12 protein-coding genes and 1 pseudogene are annotated in these 16,047 nt (G+C 61.6%); 6 read left to right on the plus strand and 7 right to left on the minus strand.

Going from position 1 to position 16,047, the window contains the following annotated elements:
- Positions 1-56 precede the first annotated feature (56 nt).
- The 3 genes from C4J91_RS19570 to C4J91_RS19580 are packed head-to-tail and all read left to right on the plus strand — an operon-like array spanning position 57 to position 5,309.
- Positions 57-1,982, plus strand: a complete 1,926-nt coding sequence (locus tag C4J91_RS19570) for an IucA/IucC family siderophore biosynthesis protein (RefSeq protein WP_124363835.1) — start codon at positions 57-59, stop codon at positions 1,980-1,982.
- Positions 1,972-3,198, plus strand: coding sequence for an MFS transporter (locus C4J91_RS19575; RefSeq protein WP_124363836.1), 1,227 nt, complete (start codon positions 1,972-1,974; stop codon positions 3,196-3,198). The genes C4J91_RS19570 and C4J91_RS19575 overlap by 11 nt, the downstream gene beginning before the upstream one ends.
- Positions 3,195-5,309 (plus strand): TonB-dependent receptor, encoded by a 2,115-nt coding sequence (locus C4J91_RS19580; protein WP_124363837.1) that lies wholly within the window; start codon positions 3,195-3,197, stop codon positions 5,307-5,309. Before C4J91_RS19575 ends, C4J91_RS19580 begins: the two co-directional genes overlap by 4 nt.
- A 66-nt stretch (positions 5,310-5,375) precedes the next feature.
- Here the strand turns inward: C4J91_RS19580 and C4J91_RS19585 are convergent, their stop codons facing one another.
- From C4J91_RS19585 to cysM, 5 genes are all read right to left on the minus strand, one after another.
- A complete protein-coding gene (locus C4J91_RS19585) occupies positions 5,376-5,921 on the minus strand; it encodes a DUF2058 domain-containing protein (RefSeq protein ID WP_014719402.1) in 546 nt (181 codons plus the stop codon).
- 25 nt (positions 5,922-5,946) lie between these two features.
- Entirely contained in the window at positions 5,947-6,780 is an 834-nt protein-coding gene (gene mazG, locus C4J91_RS19590; RefSeq protein WP_124365193.1) for a nucleoside triphosphate pyrophosphohydrolase, read from the minus strand.
- A 154-nt stretch (positions 6,781-6,934) separates the two neighbouring features.
- On the minus strand, positions 6,935-9,178 hold the full coding sequence (gene relA / locus C4J91_RS19595) for a GTP diphosphokinase (RefSeq protein ID WP_124363838.1): 2,244 nt from the start codon (positions 9,176-9,178) through the stop codon (positions 6,935-6,937).
- Positions 9,179-9,297: 119 nt separating this feature from the next.
- Positions 9,298-10,650, minus strand: coding sequence for a 23S rRNA (uracil(1939)-C(5))-methyltransferase RlmD (gene rlmD, locus C4J91_RS19600; protein ID WP_124363839.1), 1,353 nt, complete (start codon positions 10,648-10,650; stop codon positions 9,298-9,300).
- Positions 10,650-11,552, minus strand: a complete 903-nt coding sequence (gene cysM, locus C4J91_RS19605) for a cysteine synthase CysM (protein ID WP_124363840.1) — start codon at positions 11,550-11,552, stop codon at positions 10,650-10,652. Before cysM ends, rlmD begins: the two co-directional genes overlap by 1 nt.
- 288 nt (positions 11,553-11,840) lie before the next feature.
- Between cysM and C4J91_RS19610 the strand changes: the two genes are divergently transcribed.
- Complete coding sequence (locus tag C4J91_RS19610) at positions 11,841-12,989, plus strand: DDE-type integrase/transposase/recombinase (protein WP_124361143.1); 1,149 nt, start codon at positions 11,841-11,843, stop codon at positions 12,987-12,989.
- A 79-nt stretch (positions 12,990-13,068) separates the two neighbouring features.
- Here C4J91_RS19610 and C4J91_RS19615 read toward each other — a convergent pair whose 3' ends face one another.
- The gene (locus tag C4J91_RS19615; protein ID WP_124363841.1) at positions 13,069-13,668 is read right to left on the minus strand and encodes a tRNA-uridine aminocarboxypropyltransferase; all 600 of its coding nucleotides are present in this window, start codon (positions 13,666-13,668) and stop codon (positions 13,069-13,071) included.
- 5 nt (positions 13,669-13,673) lie between these two features.
- A complete protein-coding gene (locus tag C4J91_RS19620; RefSeq protein ID WP_003175387.1) occupies positions 13,674-14,567 on the minus strand; it encodes a LysR family transcriptional regulator in 894 nt (297 codons plus the stop codon).
- A gap of 152 nt (positions 14,568-14,719) precedes the next feature.
- On the opposite strand from C4J91_RS19620, the gene speB reads away from it, so the two are divergent.
- Both speB and C4J91_RS19630 read left to right on the plus strand, forming a co-directional pair.
- On the plus strand, positions 14,720-15,670 hold the full coding sequence (gene speB, locus C4J91_RS19625) for an agmatinase (protein ID WP_124363842.1): 951 nt from the start codon (positions 14,720-14,722) through the stop codon (positions 15,668-15,670).
- Positions 15,670-16,033 (plus strand): annotated as a pseudogene (locus tag C4J91_RS19630) (DUF4440 domain-containing protein). Before speB ends, C4J91_RS19630 begins: the two are co-directional and overlap by 1 nt.
- Positions 16,034-16,047: the final 14 nt, after the last annotated feature.

The following is a 16,047-nucleotide window of genomic DNA, read 5'->3' on the forward strand; positions in this document are numbered from 1 at the left end:
TCTCGATAGTATCGCTCCGCTTTTCACTCGGCCCCACGAAAACGGAGTTTGACCTCATGCATGGACACCTCACCACACCGGAACAATCGCTGCTTGGCCGCTGGGGTGAAGCGCTGGCTACGCGTCAATTCCAGGCCAGGCACATCACCCTTCAGACACTGGTCGCCACCTTGGCGCCCGCCTGCGAACGTAGTTTTCAACGCCTGATCCAGGCCCTGTTTCGTGAAGGCCTGCTCGATCCGAACACCCTCAGCCATGACGAAGACGACCACTGCTGGCTGGTGCTGCCCGACCAGAGCCGCCTGCGCTTTGAGCACCTGCGCCCCGGCCGCATGGCCAGCTGGGATTTGCGAGGCAAGGTCAGCGTCCTGCGGGTTGGGCAGCCCGAACAGACCATCCAGTTCCCGTCGCAGTTGCTGACCTTACTGAACACCCGCCTCGAGTCGCCTGCCGCCCCAGAAGTCCTGGACCGCCTCAACACAGAGATCGACGACAGCTTCATCAACGACACCCTGTGCCTGGCCTTCCACGAGCAATGGACGCTCGAGCTGCACGCCTCGATGGACCCCGTACATCAGCACAACCTGCTCAGCTACCTCAAGCACGATCCAGAGGCTGGCAACCCGACGTCAGTGCTTGAGCAATGGGGCACGCTCGGCCATCCCTGGCACCCCAACTACAAGACTAAGCTGGGTTTGGCGACAGACCAAGTGATCGAATTCTCGCCTGAGTTCGAAGCGCGTTTCCCGGTATTGCTGTGTGCGCTGCACCGCCAGTACGCCCATGTCGAAAGCCTGGCCGGCACGGCAGATTACTGGCAGTGGTGGCAAGGGCAATTCCCCCAAGCTGCTCGCCAGTTGACGGCGCACCTGACCGTACAGGGCCTTGAGGCCCGCGATTATCTGCCGCTGCCTGCCCACCCTTGGCAAGCTCGCCAGGAGCTACCGCAGCTGTTCGCCAATGAAATCGGCGACCAGCTGTTGGTGCTCACCGATATCGTTGCATTCACGGCCCACCCAACCATGTCGTTCCGCACCGTTTTGCCTGAAGGCCGCAGCGACGCGCCCATGGTCAAGCTTCCGGTTTCGCTGCGCCTGACCAGCGTGCAGCGCACGGTGTCGCCACGCTCGGCGCGCATGGGGCCGCGGATCAGCCATCTGTTGCAGACCATCCTGGCGCGTGAGCCCGGGCTGCAGAACATCCTAAGCATCCTCCCCGAGCGCCTGGGCATGCATTTCAAGCCACAGCCGGTGAATGACGAGCACTCCCGCCACCTGGCGGTGCTTTATCGCGACAACCCGCAGAGCCTGCTCCAAACCGGCGAAATGGCCGTCCCGGTGGGCAGCCTGTTTGCCACCGACCAGCATGGGCAGCCGTTGCTGAGGCAGTGGGTCCGCCTGAGCCAAGGCGCCGACGATGCACAGGCCCTCTGTGCGTTTTTCAAGGACTACGCATCCATTGCCGTGCCGGCCCTGCTGGGCATGTACCTGCGCTATGGCGTGGCCTTCGAGGCTCATCAACAGAATTCCTTTATGGTCATGGGTGCGGACGGGCAAGTCAGCCGTCTGCTGTTGCGCGATTTCGGCGATATTCGGATCGACCGCAAAACCTTGCACGCCCAGGGTCTGGATATCGAACTGCATGATCCGAAAATGACCTTGTACGACGATGCAGGTTTCGTACGCGACAAGCTGCTGCACACGGTGTTCATGTGCCACTTGGGCGAGCTGGTATTGCTCGGCGCGCGCCACTTCGAGGTTCCCCAGGCGCTGTTGTGGGATGAACTGTCAGCGCAGGTCAGCCAGTGCTTCGATGATGTGCGCAGCGAGGTCGACCCTCAGCGCTGGCTGACCGAACGTGCCGCGCTGCTGGAACAGGACTGGCCGGCCAAGTCGTTCATGCGCATGCGACTGATGGAAAGCCATGCCGATATCGTCGGGCGCCTGCCCAACCCGCTGAGTAGCGCCGCCAATGTCGGCTAACAGCACGGCGCTGCGCTTACTGGTGGTGATTCAGCTGGTGTCGATGGGCGCCATGGAAATGAGCGGTCCTTTCTGGCCATTGCAAATCCAGAAGCTGCTTGGCGCCGCCAACGCCCAGTACACCGGCCTGCTGTCTGCGCTGGTGTATGCGGGGCCGATGATGGCGGCGATGGTGCTCACGCCCATGTGGGGGCGCCTGGGTGATCGTACCGGGCACAAGCCGATGATCATCCGCGCGCTGCTGGCGCTGGCGGTATGCCAGGCGCTGGCCGCCATCACCTACGATCCCTGGCTGCTGGTGGCGATCCGGGTAGCGCAGGGTGCGCTGGCCGGCTTTATTGCGGCCGCGCAGGCCTATGCGCTGGCCTACTGCGGCGATAGCGGTCGCGGGCATATCCTGGCGCGGCTGCAATCTGCCACCGCCGTGGGCTCCCTGGCCGGGCCGGTGTTGGGCGGCTGGCTGATGGACATATCCGGTTTCGCATTGCTGTGCTACAGCGCCACCGCAGTCTGCCTGTTGTGCGCAATAATCAGCGCCTTCTTACCCAACGACTCACCACGATCGAGACCCGCGCGTACCTCGACGCCCGCCGCACTCCCCAAAGGCTGGCTCGGCGCGATGCTGGGGATCATCGTCTTGATCCAAGCAGCCAAGATGATGCCGCAACCGTTCTACGCCTTATATGTTGCCGATGTTCTGCACGCGCCCGCGTGGCTGATCGGCTCCAGCTATGCCGCCAGCGCATTAACCCTGGCGCTGTCCGCGCCGTTGTGGGGCCGCCTGTTTGATCGACATCAACCTGCACACACGCTGCGCATCATTGAGTGGGTCACCTGGGCCTGCGCCTTCACGCTGGCCTTCACGGCATTGGCGAATGAATGGTTTGGCTTCCTCGCCAGCCGGCTGCTGTGGGGGGTGTGGCAAGGCGCTTTGCTGCCGGTGGCCTACACGCTGATCGCCAACACCGTTGCACCCAGCCAGCAGGGGTTTGCCCTGGGCCTGGGCAACAGCGCCGCCAAGGCCGGCGCGCTGTGCGGCGCGCTGCTGGGTGGCATCGGCATGGCCATGGTGGGCCTGGCGCACAGCTTCTGGCTGGTCGCGCTGACATATGCCCTGGCTGCGCTGGGCATCCGCGCCATTCGTTCGCTCACTCGCACACCTGAGACGTCCGTTTTTTCTGTCACTACTTCTAATAACTCAAAGGCAAGGTCATGAACACATTACAATGGGCCGTTCTGCTGCCCCTGCTCGGGTCGATCAGTGCGCCCGTCTGGGCCGATCAAACTGAAGAAACGCCGGCGACCAGCCTGCAACTACAGGCCACGGTGGTCTCGGCCACGCGCAGTGAAACCAGCATTGCGGCGATCCCGGGCTCGGTGCAGGTCATCAATGAAGAACAACTGCGCCAGCAGACCTCGGCAGGACGCCGGGTTGCCGATATTCTCGGGCAACTGGTCCCAGGCATCGCGCCCTCCAGCGGCGGCATGAGCAACTTCGGCCAGACGCTTCGCGGGCGCAATACGCTGATCCTGATCGACGGGGTTTCCCAGAACGCCACGCGTGACAACTTTCGGCAGCTCAACAGCGTGGCACCGGAAAGCATCGAGCGCATCGAAGTGATTTCCGGCGCCAGCAGCGTCTACGGCGCCGGCGCATCGGGCGGCATCATCAACATCATCACCAAGCGCAACAAAGGTGAAGACCTGGCCTTCAGCAGCAAGATCGGCATGACCGCCGGTGACAACCTCAGTCACAAAGGCTTTTCCTACCAGGCATTCCAGAGCGCAACAGGCCGCCAGGGCCCGCTGGACTGGTATGTGTCGGGCAACGCCGTGCAACGCAACGACCAGTTCGACGGTAACGGCAAGCGCATTCCCCAGGACACGTCCCAGGGCAGCAACATGGACACCGACACCTACGACCTGCAAGGTCGCTTCGGCTACGAGCTGGATGACGACAAAAAGCTCAGCCTGTCGCTGCAAGACTACAAAGACGAACAAGACACCCGCTACACCAAGAACCCACGCATCACCAGCGAGGCAGTCGCGGTGAAAGGCCTGGACCTGGACGACCAGCCGTCCACCCACAACCAGGCGGTCAACCTCAATTACGCCGACAAGGACTTCTACGGCCAGGGCTTGCAGGTCGAAAGTTACTGGCGCCGCGCCGATGCGCTGTTCTTCCCGGACCTGTCCCGGGGCCGAGCCGGGGTGTCGGACAACAACAGCGTGCAAGATGTGTATGGCCTGCGCGCCGCGATCGACACGCAAATGCCGGACATCGGCCCGGCGACCGGCAACCTGGTCTGGGGGGCCGACTATGATCATGAAACCTCGCGCCAACGCGGCGACCAGTACCGCGTCAACGGCCTGACGTACACCAAGACGGGTACCACCTTCGAGCTGGGCCCGGACATCCAGACCACCACCAAGGCGATCTTTGGCCAGCTGTCCTATGACATCGGTGACTGGACGTTGCGCGGTGGCGTGCGCCGTGAATGGATCGAGAGCAAGGTCGACGACAGCATCGCCTATGGCGAAATCGTTCAGACCGGCAACCGCGCGACACTGCCGGGCGGCACCCTCAAGTATGACGACACCCTCTACAACCTCGGCGCGGTGTACCACCTGAGTGAAAACCAGGATGTGTTCGCCAACTTCAGCCAGGGCTTTTCCCTGCCGGATATCCAGCGCTTCCTGCGTGACGTCAACAGCACGTACAACATTCAAGACCTCAATGCCCAGGCGTTGAAGGTCAACAGCTATGAACTGGGCTGGCGTGGCAACTGGGACAAGTGGCTGGCCAATGTCACGGCGTATGAAAACACTTCGGATGTGACGCAGTTCTATGATGCCAATGACCGCGTGCTACGCCTGATCAACCAGAAAGAGCGCGTGCGCGGTATCGAAACCAGCCTGACGTACAACGTCACCGACCAGTGGTCGGTCGGCGGCACGTACGCCTATTCCAAAGGCGAGACCCAGCAGAACGGCAAGTGGATCGACCTGCCTGCCACCCGTATCTCCCCGGCCAAGACCACCGCGTTCGTCGGCTATGACCGTGGCGACTACAGCCTGCGCCTGCAGGGCATGCGCTTGGCCAACTATGACGCCGCGTTCAAGGACAACAACGGGCGCGATATCCAGGGCTACACGCTGGTAGACCTGCTGGGCTCGGTAAGGCTGCCGGTGGGTCGCCTTGAAGGTGCGGTGTACAACCTCTCCAACCGCAACTACCAGAACATGTTCGCCCAGGCCAACGCCCGTGCGCCGTACCCGAATGCCGAAGGTCGTACCTTCAGCCTGAGCTACGCGGTGGATTGGTAACAGGCTGGCGCGGCACGGTAAAAACACAAACCCCGCCTTTTGGCGGGGTTTGTTGTTTTCAGCGGTTTACCACATCAGGTCATCCGGGATCTGGTAGGCGGCGTACGGATCATCCTCATCCGGCACCTGGCTTTCGGTCAGGATATTGAGCTGCACGATACGCTCCGGCGCGCGCTCCTGGATCTTCAGCGCGGCTTCGCGCGGGATCACCTCGTAGCCGCCGCCGTGATGCACGATGGCCAGGGAGCCGTTGCTCAGCTTGTTACGCATCAGCGTGTTGACCGACAGGCGCTTGACCTTCTTGTCATCCACGAAGTTGTAGTAGTCCTCGGTGGTCAACTTGGGCAGGCGCGAGGTTTCGATCAATTGCTTGACCTGGGCCGTGCGGGCCTTGGCCTCGGCTTTTTCCTGCTGCTGACGGTTCAGCTCCTGGTCGCGCTTGACCTTTTCGGCGTGCGCCTCGGCTGCCAGGCGCGCCTGGGTGTCATCGACCTCGGCCTGACCCTTGTGGACCAGCCGCTGCTGTTTCTGCTTCTCTTTGCCGACCTGCTTGGCCTGCTTTTGGTTGACCAGACCTGCTTTGAGCAACTGGTCGCGAAGGGAAAGGCTCATGGTGCGTACTCACTTAGGCAACTGCTCAACCGCAGCTGGAAACATTCTTTTCCTGGCGTTTGGCTTCGCCCCACAGGGCGTCCAACGTTTCGAGGGTGCAATCTTCTATGGGTTGATGCGTCTCGCGCAATGCCTGTTCGATAAATCGGAAACGCCGCTCGAACTTGGCATTGGCGCCACGCAACGCGGTTTCCGGGTCGACCTTGAGGTGACGGGCCAGGTTGACCGCCGCAAACAGCAGGTCACCGACTTCATCGGCAATGGCTGCCGAGTCGTTATCGGCCATGGCTTCGAGCACTTCATCCAGCTCTTCGCGCACGTTATCCACCACCGGCAACGCCGACGGCCAGTCGAAACCCACCTGGCTGGCGCGCTTTTGCAACTTGGCGGCACGGGACAGGGATGGCAAGGCAGTGGGCACGTCATCGAGCAGGGACAATTGCTCGGGTGCGTCGGACTTTTCCGCGCGCTCCTCGGCCTTGATCTGCTCCCAACGCTGCTTGACCTGCTCTTCGCTCAGTTGAGGAATATCCAGCGGTGCATACAGGTCGCCGGTCGGGAACACATGGGGATGACGGCGGATCAGCTTGCGGGTGATGCTGTCGATCACCCCGGCAAATTCGAAGCGCCCTTCTTCCCGCGCCAGCTGGCTGTAATAAACAACCTGGAACAACAGGTCGCCCAACTCGCCTTGCAGATGATCGAAGTCGCCACGCTCGATGGCGTCGGCCACTTCATAGGCCTCTTCCAGGGTATGCGGCACGATGGTGGCGTAGGTTTGCTTGATGTCCCATGGGCAGCCGTATTGCGGGTCGCGCAGGCGGCTCATGAGGTGCAGCAGGTCTTCAAGTGAATACATCATCGTATTTCCAATCAGGTATGAACACCGCCGATCCAATGTGGGAGGGGGCTTGCCCCCGATTGAAATGGGTCAGTCAATAAAGGTGCCAGCTGACCCTCCCTCATCGGGGGCAAGCCCCCTCCCACATTTTAATCCGCGTTCATCCAGCTGTTCATGGGGTGCGATTACGCCGCGTCTCAATGATGTTCGGCAACTGCGATATCCGTCCCAGCAACCGCCCCAGCGCGTCCAGCCCCGGAATCTCGATGGTCAGGGACATCAATGCGGTGTTGTCCTCTTTATTCGAGCGGGTGTTGACCGCCAGCACGTTGATCCGCTCATTGAGCAGCACCTGCGAGACGTCGCGCAGCAGACCGGAGCGGTCGTAGGCACGGATGATGATGTCCACCGGGTACGTGAGCACCGGCACCGGGCCCCAGCTGACCTGGATGATCCGCTCCGGCTCGCGCCCGCCCAGCTGCAGCACCGAGGCGCAGTCCTGGCGGTGAATGCTCACCCCGCGTCCCTGGGTGATGTAGCCGACGATGGCGTCGCCCGGCAACGGCTGGCAGCAGCCGGCCATTTGCGTCATCAGGTTGCCCACGCCCTGGATCTGGATATCGCCACGTTTGCCAGGCTTGTAGCCGGTGGCCTTGCGCGGGATCAGTTCCAGCTGTTCGTTGCCGCGCTCCGGCTCCACCAGTTGCTGGGCCAGGTTGACCAGCTGGGCCAGGCGCAAATCACCGGCACCGAGGGCGGCGAACATGTCTTCGGCGATCTTCATGTTGGCCTTTTCGGCCAGCTTGTCGAAGTCCACCTGGGGCAGGCCCAGGCGTGCCAGTTCGCGTTCGAGCAAGGTCTTGCCGGCAGCGACGTTCTGGTCGCGGGCCTGCAGTTTGAACCAGTGCACGATCTTCGCCCGCGCCCGCGAGGTGGTGATGTAACCCAGGTTCGGGTTCAGCCAGTCGCGGCTCGGCGTGCCGTGCTTGCTGGTGATGATCTCGACCTGCTCACCGGTTTGCAGGCTGTAGTTGAGCGGCACAATGCGCCCGTTGATCTTGGCGCCCCGGCAGTTGTGGCCGATTTCGGTGTGCACGCGGTAAGCGAAGTCCAGTGGCGTGGCGCCCTTGGGCAAATCGATGGCGTGGCCGTCGGGGGTGAAGATGTAGACCCGGTCCGGTTCGATATCCACGCGCAACTGTTCGGCCAGGCCGCCGATGTCGCCGAGTTCTTCGTGCCATTCCAGCACCTGGCGCAACCAGGAGATTTTCTCTTCGTACTGGTTGGAACCGGCCTTGACGTCGGTGCCCTTGTAGCGCCAGTGCGCGCAAACGCCCAACTCCGCCTCTTCGTGCATGGCGTGGGTGCGGATCTGCACTTCCAACACCTTGCCTTCAGGGCCGATCACCGCCGTGTGCAGCGAGCGGTAGCCGTTTTCCTTGGGGTTGGCGATGTAGTCGTCGAACTCTTTGGGAATATGCCGCCACAGGGTATGCACGATCCCCAGCGCGGTGTAGCAATCGCGCATTTCCGGCACCAGCACACGCACGGCGCGTACGTCGTAGATCTGGCTGAACGCCAGGCCCTTGCGCTGCATTTTGCGCCAGATCGAATAGATGTGCTTGGCGCGGCCGCTGATGTCGGCATCGACGCCGGTGGCCTGCAACTCGGCGCGCAACTGGCCCATCACGTCGCTGATAAAGCGCTCGCGGTCGAGCCGCCGCTCGTGCAGCAGCGTGGCGATCTGTTTGTATTGATCGGGTTCGAGGTAGCGGAAGGACAGGTCCTCCAGCTCCCATTTGATATGACCGATACCCAGGCGGTGCGCCAGCGGCGCGTAGATGTCGAAGACCTCGCGGGCGACGCGGTTGCGCTTCTCGTCGTCGGCGGTTTTCACCGCACGGATCGCGCAGGTACGTTCGGCCAGCTTGATCAGCGCGACGCGCACGTCGTCGACCATCGCTACCAGCATCTTGCGCAGGTTTTCCACCTGGCCCTGGGTACCCAGCACCATCGATTGGCGCGGGCTGAGGCTGGCACTGATGGCCGCCATGCGCAGCACGCCGTCGATCAGCTTGGCCACCACGGCGCCGAAACGCTGGCCGACGGTCGGCAACGGGATATGCCCTTCACGCACACCGCGATAGAGCACGGCGGCGATCAGCGAATCCTGGTCCAGCTTGAGATCGGCAAGGATCTCGGCGATTTCCAACCCGGTACGAAAGCTCGACGTGCCTTCCGCCCACAGGTTCTTGGCCGCATTGTCCTGTTGTTCAGACTCACGAGCGAACTCGCAGGCTGCTTTCAAGGCTTCACGGTCCAGTGCCGGGTCGACACTGACGGCATGATCCAGCCATGCCTCGAGATTGATACTGCCGTCGGTGTTGATCGGCTGGTGTGCTCTCACCTGTACCATCTTGCTTACCTTCCCTACGACGCACCTTGGATGCGCCAAAAATCATCGCCGACCTTGCTGCAGGCTCCCTGGCATTCACGGCCCTGGAGACTGCAGGCCAGTCGGATTAAACGGGCATCCTAGCCCGCTTCAAATAACGCCATGGCCTCGACATGCGCTGTCTGCGGAAACATGTCGAGGATCCCGGCACGCTTTAGCCGGTAACCTTGCTTGACCAACTCAACCGTGTCCCGCGCCAGCGTAGCGGGGTTGCAGGACACATACACCAGGCGCTTGGCTCCCAGGGCGGCCAGTTTGCGCACAACCTCCTGGGCACCATCGCGGGGTGGGTCCAAGAGTACCGCAGAAAAGCCCTGTTTGGCCCATTCCGCGTCGGTCAGGGGCTGGGACAAATCGGCCTGAAAAAACTGCACATTATGCAAATTATTGCTGATGGCATTCTCTGCTGCGCGCTCCACCATAGCCTGAACGCCTTCCACCGCAACGACTTCGCGTACCTGACTGGCCAGTGGCAGGGCAAAATTGCCCAGCCCGCAAAACAGGTCCAGCACTCGCTCATCGGGTTGCGGCGCCAACCATTGCAGGGCCTGGGCTACCATCGCCTCGTTGACCCCGGCGTTGACCTGCACAAAATCTCCTGGCCGGTAAGCCAGCTCCAAATCCCACGCCTCAAGGCGGAAACCGAGCGCCCTGCCCGGCTCGACCGGTTGCGGCTGCCCCTCGCCCTGCAGCCACAATTGGGCGTCATGGAAGCTGCAAAATTCCTGCAGTACCTGCATGTCCGCGTCCGACAGCGGTGCCATATGCCGAAGCAACACGGCGATGGACGAGCCGCTGAACAGCTCCACATGCCCCAACGCCTGAGGTTTGCTCAAGCGGCGCAGCATGTTCGGCAGACGCTGCATGATCGGTTGCAAGGCCTGTACCAGTACCGGGCAATCGTCGATGGCGACGATGTCCTGGCTGGCCACCGCGCGAAAACCCACCTCGAGTTTTTTCGCCTTGGCATCCCAGCGCACGGCCACGCGGGCGCGGCGGCGGTAGCCGAATTCCGGCCCGCTCAGGGGCGCGGCCCACTCTTGCGGTTCGACACCGGCCACGCGCGACAATTGCTCGGCGAGCATGCGCTGTTTCAGGGCAAGTTGTTCGTCGTGAGGCAAATGCTGCACGCTGCAGCCGCCACAGCGGCCAACGTGGGCGCAGGGTGCGGGGCGGCGCAGTTCGCTGGCCTTGAACACACGCTCGGTGCGCGCCTCGACCACCTTGCCGTGGGCGCCGAGCACCCGCGCTTCCACCTCTTCGCCGGCCAGCGCACCGTTGACGAACCAGGTGCGGCCTTCGAAGAACACGATGCCGCGACCGTCGTTGGCCAGGCGCTCGATGGTCAGGCGCTGCTTCTTGCCCACGGGGATTTGCGGGGCCCGGCTGCCGCCCGTCGGTTGGAAGCGCAGGCCTTTCTCGTGCTTGGCCATCAGTTGGGTTCGTCGAAGATGCCGGTCGACAGGTAACGGTCGCCTCGGTCACAGATGATCGCGACGATCACCGCGTTTTCGACTTCCCTGGACAAACGCAACATACCGGCCACGGCGCCGCCGGACGACACGCCGCAGAAGATGCCTTCTTCACGGGCCAGGCGGCGGGTGGTGTCTTCGGCTTCGCGCTGGGCCATGTCGATGATGCGGTCCACGCGCGTGGCGTTGTAGATTTTCGGCAAGTACTCTTCGGGCCAGCGCCGGATACCGGGGATTGCCGCGCCTTCCATCGGCTGCAGGCCGACGATTTGAATCGCCGGGTTCTGCTCCTTGAGGTAGCGCGAATTGCCCATGATGGTGCCGGTGGTGCCCATGGAACTGACGAAATGGGTGATGGTGCCCTGGGTCTGGCGCCAGATTTCCGGGCCGGTGCTGGTGTAGTGCGCTTCGGGGTTATCCCCGTTGGCGAATTGGTCCAGCACAACGCCACGGCCTTCGGCGGCCATGCGTTCGGCGAGGTCGCGGGCGCCTTCCATGCCTTCTTCCTGGGTGACCAGCACCAGTTCGGCGCCATAGGCGGTCATCGCCGCCTTGCGTTCGGCGCTGCCGTTGTCGGGCATGATCAGCACCATCTTGTAACCCTTGATCGCGGCGGCCATGGCCAGGGCGATCCCGGTATTACCCGAAGTGGCTTCGATCAGCGTGTCGCCCGGCTTGATCTGCCCGCGCAGTTCGGCGCGGGTGATCATCGACAACGCCGGGCGGTCCTTGACGGAACCGGCCGGGTTGTTGCCTTCAAGCTTGAGCAACAAGGTATTGCTGGTTTCACCCGCCATGCGTTGCAAGCGGACCAGGGGGGTATTGCCGACGCAATCGGCGATTGTAGGGTACTGCAAGGTCATGGCGTATTCGCAATCCAGACTGCGGGGCGCACATCATACCGGGAAAGGTCGGCGGGCCATATCACGCAAAGTGCGGTGCTTATGGCTTATAGGAATAAGGCAGAGGTGTGGTGCCTATGAGGGTGCCATCGGGGGCAAGCCCCCTCCCACAGTTGATCGCGTTCCAACATGAGAATGCGGTCGAATGTGGGAGGGGGCTTGCCCCGGTACAAACCGGGGACATCGTTTACATTTCTAACCGGGGACATGGTTTACAGGTTAATACGCATGATCAGGAGGTAACTGATCATGCCCTGGAACCAAGAGTCTCCGATGAATCAACGAATCAGACTGGTCGCTGACTGGCTTTCTGGTAATTACACCAAAAGCCAGCTGGCGCGCCGCTTTAACGTAAGTCGGCCTACCGTCGACAAATGGATCGGCCGGCACAATGGCGATTTAAAGTCGTTAGCCGAACTGTCCCGACGCCCTCACAACAGCCCCAATAAAACCGACGATGAAATCCTGGCCCGTGTGGTGGCGATGAAGGAGGCGCACGATAAATGGGGTCCGAAGAAGCTTCTCGAGCTATTGCGACTTGAAGATCCCTCCATCGCCTGGCCTTCCCCAAGTACAGCAGGCCAATGGCTTGATCGACTTGGGCTCGTCCAAAAGCGGCGCTTCAAGCGCAGACACGGTAATTCCCCTGTAGTAATGCGCGAGGCCAACGAACCTAACCAGACGTGGTGCGCCGACTACAAAGGGCAATTCAAAATGCATAACGCGCAGATGTGCTTCCCTTTGACCATCACAGACCACGCTTCCCGGATGATTTTGGCGTGCAGGGCTCATTCAAAGATCAAGACTGAACCTGTTAAACAAGCCTTTGAGAGACTGTTTCAGGAGTACGGCATGCCCGAAGTTATTCGGTCGGACAACGGTGTTCCGTTTGCCTCTCCTGGCCTGGCAAGAATATCCACGCTGGCAGTTTGGTGGATACGTCTGGGCATCTATCCGGAGCGCACCATGCCAGGAAGACCGGCCCAAAATGGTCGCCATGAGCGGATGCACCGTAGCTTGAAACTGGAGCTGCCCTTAGGAGAAAACTTAATCGAGCAGCAGCTTTTGCTGGAGCATTTCAGGCATGAGTTCAATTACGTGCGCCCTCATGAAGCGCTCGGTATGAAGCGTCCAGGGGACGTGTATGTGCCGTCTACGCGGATTTACCCAGGATGCTTGCCGGATGTGGAGTATCCGTCCGAAATGAAGGTTCGAAGCGTCAGACAGGACGGGTCGATCAAGTGGAACGGCAAGTTGGTATTTATCAGCGAGGCGCTGTCAGGGGAGCAGATAGGGCTTAAAGAGGCTGAGGATGATGTTTGGGATTTGTACTTGTGTGATTATCCCCTGGGAAGGCTTGGGCGAGGTATGACCCGCGTCCAAGCCTCAAATGTGTAAACGATGTCCCCGGTTTCAGATGTAAACGATGTCTACGGTTCTACACCCCGATAGCCGCACCTCGATAACCAGCCGGGCCCTAATCCCCACCGCCATGATTTCTCTGAAAAACCCCTTCCCCCATCGCCGCAATCTGCCCCTCGATCAATGCTTCAAAGGGTTTCAACAACGGCTCAAACGATGTCGGCGCTTCCAGTACCTGCAACGCTTGCACGATCGCTTCGACCGTCGACAAGGCTCCAGGCCCCGGCGCCTTGCGCAAGCGATACCGGGAGACGCCGCCGTTGGCCAGCGTCACCCGAGGCAACGCTGCCAGCAACGGATTGAGGTGCAGCAACTTGCGCGCCTTGCGCCAGGTGCCGTCGGGCACCACCAGTAGCAGCGGCTGATCACCAGGCGTATAGCCTTGCAATGGCTGAGCATCATCGGCCGGGAACAGCAGACGCGCCTGATAACCGGGCGGGCTCAATAACGTCGCCAGATCCTCGAACACCTCCCCCACCACCAACTGCGCATTGGTGAGCCCCAACGCCGCCAGTCGCGCAGTATTGAGCGCATGGTTGACCTCGCTCGGATGCTGCAACAGCAGCACGCGCGTGCGACTGTCGAGGCTGGGGATCAGCGAACACAAACAGTGGCTGAGTGGCCTGAGGCAACGGGAACACTGGGGTCTGGACATGGTTTTCAGGCCTGGTTGAGCTGGGCTTTGAGTAAATCGCGGAAGGTCTGGATCAGCGGCTCGCGGCTGCGCCCCCGACGCATGATCATCGAAAAAGGCGCCTGGTAGCCAAAGGTCGCCGGCAGCAGCACGCGCAGGTCGCCCTTGTCGGCCCAGGCTTGCGCGTAGTGCTCGGGTAAATAGCCGATGTAGGCGCCCGACAGCACCAGGATCAGTTGCGCCTCCATGCTTTCCACCGTCGCGGCGCTGTGCTTGAAGCCATGGCGCGCCAGTTCGGCCTGGCTCCAGTAGCCGCGCCCGACCATGCGTTGCTGGGTGATGACCTGCTCGGGGATGCGCCGCTCGTTGAACAACGGATGCCGGGTGCTGCAATACAGCCAGTGCTGCTCGCGGTACAACGGCATATAGATCAGCCCGCTCATGCGGTTGGAGAACGCGCCGATGGCCAGGTCCAGGCGATTGTCCTGCACCCCCAGTTGCAGTTCATAAGGGCTCATCACCGACAGATGCAAATGTACCGCTGGATGTTCGAGGCTGTAGGCGCCGATCACCTCAGCAAACGGCAGGGCTTTATCGCTGACGGTGGAGTCGAGCACGCCGAGCTTGAGGGTGCCGCGTAATTCGCCCTTCAACGCGGCGGCATATTGCTCGAAGCCTTCCAGCTCGGCCAATAAACGCAAGGTTTCCTGATGAAACAGCTCGCCCTTGCTGGTCAGGCTGAAGCCGCCCCGCCCGCGGTGGCACAGCACCAGGCCCAGCGCCGATTCCAGCTGGCTCATGTAGGTGCTGATGGCTGACGTCGACAGGTTGAGTTCGTGCTGCGCATTGGCGAACCCCTGGTGGCGCACGACGCTGACGAAGATGCGCAGGAGTTTCAGGTCGGGCAAGGCGTTGGCCATGGGTTCTCCGGATTCAGCTCAAGCGGCGCAGTCTACCCCAGGCTTTAGTTTAGAAAAATCTGAACTAAGTATTTGCCCGTGGCGATTCTTTCGTTTCCATGTATTTCGCAGAATCGGCCCCCAGATAACCACAACAACGATGAGGCAATCCCGTGGACAAGATTTTCCACCAACCACTGGGCGGCAACGAAATGCCGCGCTTCGCCGGCATCGCCACCATGATGCGCCTGCCCCACCTGCAAACGGCCAAGGGCCTGGACGCCGCGTTTGTCGGCGTGCCCCTGGACATTGGCACCTCGCTGCGCGCCGGTACCCGCTTCGGCCCGCGTGAAATCCGCGCCGAATCGGTGATGATCCGCCCGTACAACATGGCCACCGGTGCGGCGCCGTTCGATTCGCTGTCGGTTGCAGACATCGGCGATGTGGCGATCAACACCTTCAACCTGCTGGACGCGGTGCGCATCATCGAAGAGGCCTACGATGAAATCCTCGAGCACGACGTCATTCCCCTGACCCTGGGCGGCGACCACACCATCACCCTGCCGATCCTGCGGGCCATCCACAAGAAACACGGCAAGGTCGGGCTGGTGCACATCGACGCCCACGCCGACGTCAACGACCATATGTTCGGCGAGAAAATCGCCCACGGCACCACCTTCCGCCGTGCCGTGGAAGAGGGTTTGCTCGATTGCGACCGCGTGGTGCAGATCGGCCTGCGCGCCCAGGGCTACACCGCCGAAGACTTCAACTGGAGCCGCAAACAGGGCTTTCGTGTGGTTCAGGCCGAAGAATGCTGGCATCACTCCCTCGCGCCCTTGATGGCCGAAGTGCGCGAAAAAGTCGGCGACGGCCCGGTGTACCTGAGCTTTGACATCGACGGCATCGACCCGGCCTGGGCGCCCGGCACCGGCACCCCGGAAATCGGCGGGCTGACCACCATTCAGGCGATCGAGATTATCCGTGGCTGCCAGGGCCTGGACTTGATTGGTTGTGATTTGGTGGAAGTTTCACCGCCCTACGACACCACCGGCAATACCTCACTGCTCGGCGCCAACCTGCTGTACGAGATGCTCTGCGTACTGCCTGGCGTGGCACATCGCTGATGAGCGTGCCAGCGGTGTTAGAGGCGGCGGCCGCGCTGGTCTCGGCCTTCGCTCGCAACGACCGCGCCGCTTACTTCGGCGCGCTGCTCAACCGCGATGCCTACCAGACGTTGTGGAACAGCTGGCGCCGGGACGAGGGGTTCGTGCACCTCAAGCAACGCCGTTGTCAGCCTGCACGGTGACGTGGCGATTTTCATGCATGACGTCGCCACCGAGCTGCGCATGAACGGGGAGCATCACTTCAGCCAGGAACGCGAGACCATCGTCTTCACACGGCAAGGGTCGCGCACAGAACAACAAGGCCTGTGGCTGGCCTGTCACGAACATTTGTCCGCTATGCCGGAAGGGCTGCCGTCCCCTTAGCCAATGTGATCGGA

The sequence above is a fragment of the Pseudomonas sp. R3-52-08 genome (assembly GCF_003851745.1).
Classification (GTDB): Bacteria; Pseudomonadota; Gammaproteobacteria; order Pseudomonadales; family Pseudomonadaceae; genus Aquipseudomonas.